Raw genomic sequence first — 3,783 nt, 5'->3', positions numbered from 1 at the left:
AGGTATTCTGTCTTAAAAGTATTATAGTTTTTAAGGGAAAATTTTTGAGCCAAGGTTCTGGTTATCTTGTAAAAAAATTTATCGATTTGGCTGTAAAAATTCAAGTAAAATCTGATGGCTCAGAAATTTAAAGTAATCAGCTAATAATGTAATGGACTATCATTTCGTTTAATAAATTATTGTTTAAGAAAAGTTGTTCGCTTAAAAGATCAAAGCTTAATACAGTAAGTGATTATAATTTCTATTGGGTTCGGTGAAGAGTTCTCTAACAAGAGAGTTTTTACAAAACTATCTATCATAGGACTATATGAAAAGGGTAGATCATGGTATTTTGGTAACTACGGACTAAATACCCCCCTTACAAAATTAATTTAAGTGGTGTACTTTCTTAGTTAAATATTTCTCTTAGAAAGAGAAAATTTCTCTCGTTTGTTATTTGGGGAGAAGCAAGTAATTTATGATAATTAGAACTACACAGATCAAATGTTAGCAGCCTTAAGCCTTATTAGATTAGCTTCAGAAAAAGTTTTTCAGAATGTGTAATGGAAGAGGGGGGGGATACGAGCTAGATGATAGAGATACTGGATAAAGGACTAAAAACTATTTCGCTTTGGGTGTACTAGCAGTGATTGCCTACTGATTTACGGTTAAAAACAATTAAAAATAACTTGATATACATCAATTATCTCAATATGATGCACTCAAAAAATAAACCTTTTAAAAATTAATTTTTTCAGAGCTTATAACATGACGATATTTTCCCATTTAAAAATAGGCATTCTGTAGAGAAAGTGGCGAAATTCAAGTAAATACTATTAATCAATTATTAAATATTCTAAAAAGAAACATAGGTGCTGCCATGAGTATTCTTGTTTTGTCTTTGAGTATGAATAATGTTAAGGTATCCTCATCTATGTGCTCTATTATGATTGTAACACATGGATTAAAGCTGCTGATTTTAATTTTGGTGTCAAGTGATCACTGCCAAGCTCTTTTACAAAAGCTTACTCAAATCGTTTTACAAGAGCTGACTCAAATAGAAAGAATAAATAATATTTTGTTAGAAGATCATGAGTGTTACCAGTATTTTTTAGTGGAAAACATCGCTCCCTTATTTTTACATGATACCAATAAATTTAATTATGTTTTTCCACCAGGCACAAACTTTAGAAAAAATATCTTTTTGTTTTGTTTAGTTAGCAAACTAAATTATAAACAAATTACGGATATTATAGGGATTCTTGATAGAAAAATTTACTCACCACAACTTATCTATGATGCTAGCAATGCAATTGCTACTGTTTCTTCTCAGGATCATATTCAAGTATTTAGTGTAAGACTTACGGCGTTCTCGCACTGTGAACTTGGTCAAAAATTAATTTTAATTAAGCACATTGAGTTTAAGTCAAAAAACAATCTTTCTATTTTTATTAACGAACAAGAGCATCTAAAAGATTGACTCGAATTAGCTGCAGAAAAAATAATAATTTCTTGGGAGCAATGTTTACTTAAAAATTGTAACTCGATTAGAAAAGGTAGTGAGAGTGGGGTTACTCAAGCCTGCAAGGAGTTAATGCTGGTTTTTTATTTTCGGCGGGTATTAGGAAGAACCGGCATGAGGAACAGGAAATATTATTATAATTTTTTAAAAAGATCTCGAGCTACCCATATTTCAAGTTATAGATTACGTTTTAGTTGAAAATTTAGATAAAGTTTTATCGCAATAAAAACAGGTTCTTTTTGAGATTGATTGGTGATTAATTGGAGATGAATTGATGTTAATAGGTGTTCCAAGAGAAATAAAAACGGACGAATATCGTGTGGGATTAACTCCTTATAGCGTTCGTGAACTTGTAAATCGAGGTCATAAAGTTATTGTTGAGCACAATGCAGCCAATGCTATCAATTTTACTGATGAAGTCTACATAACAGCGGGAGCTACTATTGTTGATACCCCTGAATCTCTGTATCAACAAGCAGAAATGCTTGTTAAAGTGAAGGAACCACAACCAAGCGAATATTGTTTATTACGAGAAGGGCAAGTTTTATTTACTTACTTACATTTAGCTCCTGATCCTAAGCAAGCAGATGCATTATTACAATCGGGTTGCATTGCTATTGCTTATGAAACGGTTACTTCCAGCAAGGGGGGATTGCCACTTTTATCACCTATGAGTCAAATAGCGGGGCGTTTAGCTATCCAGGCCGGTGCTCATTGTTTGGAAAAACCAGCTGGTGGGAGTGGAATTTTATTGGGTGGTGTTCCAGGAGTTTTTCCTGGAAAAGTGACCATTATTGGTGGTGGGGTAGTGGGTTCTAACGCAGTCTGTATGGCTATAGGTAAAAAAGCACAGGTCACTGTTCTTGATCAATCATTACGTCGTTTAGAAGAGTTGGATTTTCAATTTGGAGGTAGTTTAAATACTGCTTATGCAACAGGAGGCACCATAGAGCAATACGTCATAGATGCTGACCTTGTAGTTGGATCTATTTTAGTACCGGGTCAGGCAACGCCTAAATTAGTTTCACGCGAAATTCTAAAGCGAATGCGCTTAGGATCAGTTATGGTTGACGGTAGCTATTGACCAAGGTGGTTGTTTTGAAACAAGCCAACCTACAACTCATAAAAAACCCACTTACGTTGTCGATAATATTGTTCATTATTGTGTGACTAACATGCCAGGTGCTGTGCCGCTTACTTCAACATTAGCTTTGAATAATGCCACTTTACCTTTTGTCATGGCATTGGCTGATAAGGGTTATCATAAAGCAGTTTTAGAAGATCCTAATCTTTTAAATGGACTAAATGTTTATTGTGGGTATTTAACACATGAAGGAGTCGCCCATGATTTGAAAAAAGATTTCACTTCACCTTTAACTCTTTTAAAATAAAGATTGTCATCGTATTAATTAGTACGGCACGGCTCCAATCAAATACTTGACTGATTTCTTTTTTGTCGTCTCCATGCGTTTATTTTTAATTGAACACAAGTAATCATGAAAACTATTGGGCCACTATAGCCAATATCATAGTGATAATAATTAAAAGATAAGAAAACAATAAATATTCTTATAAAAGATTCTTATAATAAATAAAATGACAAAAATAATCATACTCACGATAAGTATGATGTTTTTTCATAATTGAGGTAGAATGTTTGGTATTATTATCTTCTGCTTCTTTAGATATATTATAGGCTTTTTCGATATGCTTATGATAATATGATGTAAAATGATGATTAAATATTCAAAGTTTAAATTTTAGGTAGTGTATAACAGAACAGCATTTGTATAAAAGAAGCAAATGCTGCATCGTCAGTGACGAAAGTTTTAATACGGTATATTTGATGGAATCAATCAAATAATACATCAATTGGTTTAATTGAGATTGATTTAAAATACTATTCAATTTACAGATATCGGATTAAATTGAAATTAAATTTTCAGTTTATATTCTAAGATTCTATGAGCTATCGCATTGATTTTCAATAAATTAAATGCTGAATGGAGCATTGTAAGAGGATATACTAAGATCATAATTTTTCAAGTAATCCTCATGAAACTCTTGATCGATTTTTACGCCTTTAAAATTTAGAAAACTTTATTTGATAATTTTAAATAGGCATAGTAAGTTTAGGAAATTTTGTACTCTAAAAACCAAAAATTTTCTCAGAAAATTTTTTGAGTTATGCAATTTTTTTAGCTATACAAATTTTATTTAGTGATTTATCTCAGTTTAAAATTTTTTTAATATCTGATTTGATTTAACCCATAATTTCTAGC

At 31.7% G+C, this 3,783-nt stretch carries 1 protein-coding gene and 1 pseudogene; both read left to right on the top strand.

Annotated features, from left to right (window positions below):
* The first annotated feature begins 859 nt into the window (after window positions 1–859).
* Window positions 860–1,459, top strand: coding sequence for an adenine nucleotide alpha hydrolase family protein (locus CLERM_RS03695; protein WP_102157236.1), 600 nt, complete (start codon window positions 860–862; stop codon window positions 1,457–1,459).
* 316 nt (window positions 1,460–1,775) lie between these two features.
* Window positions 1,776–2,892: pseudogene (gene ald, locus CLERM_RS03690) on the top strand (alanine dehydrogenase).
* Window positions 2,893–3,783: the final 891 nt, after the last annotated feature.

The organism is Coxiella-like endosymbiont (assembly GCF_002871095.1).
Classification (GTDB): Bacteria; Pseudomonadota; Gammaproteobacteria; order Coxiellales; family Coxiellaceae; genus Coxiella.
The sequence above is the reverse complement of the archived record's forward strand: the minus strand, read 5'-3'. Positions and strand labels throughout refer to the sequence as shown.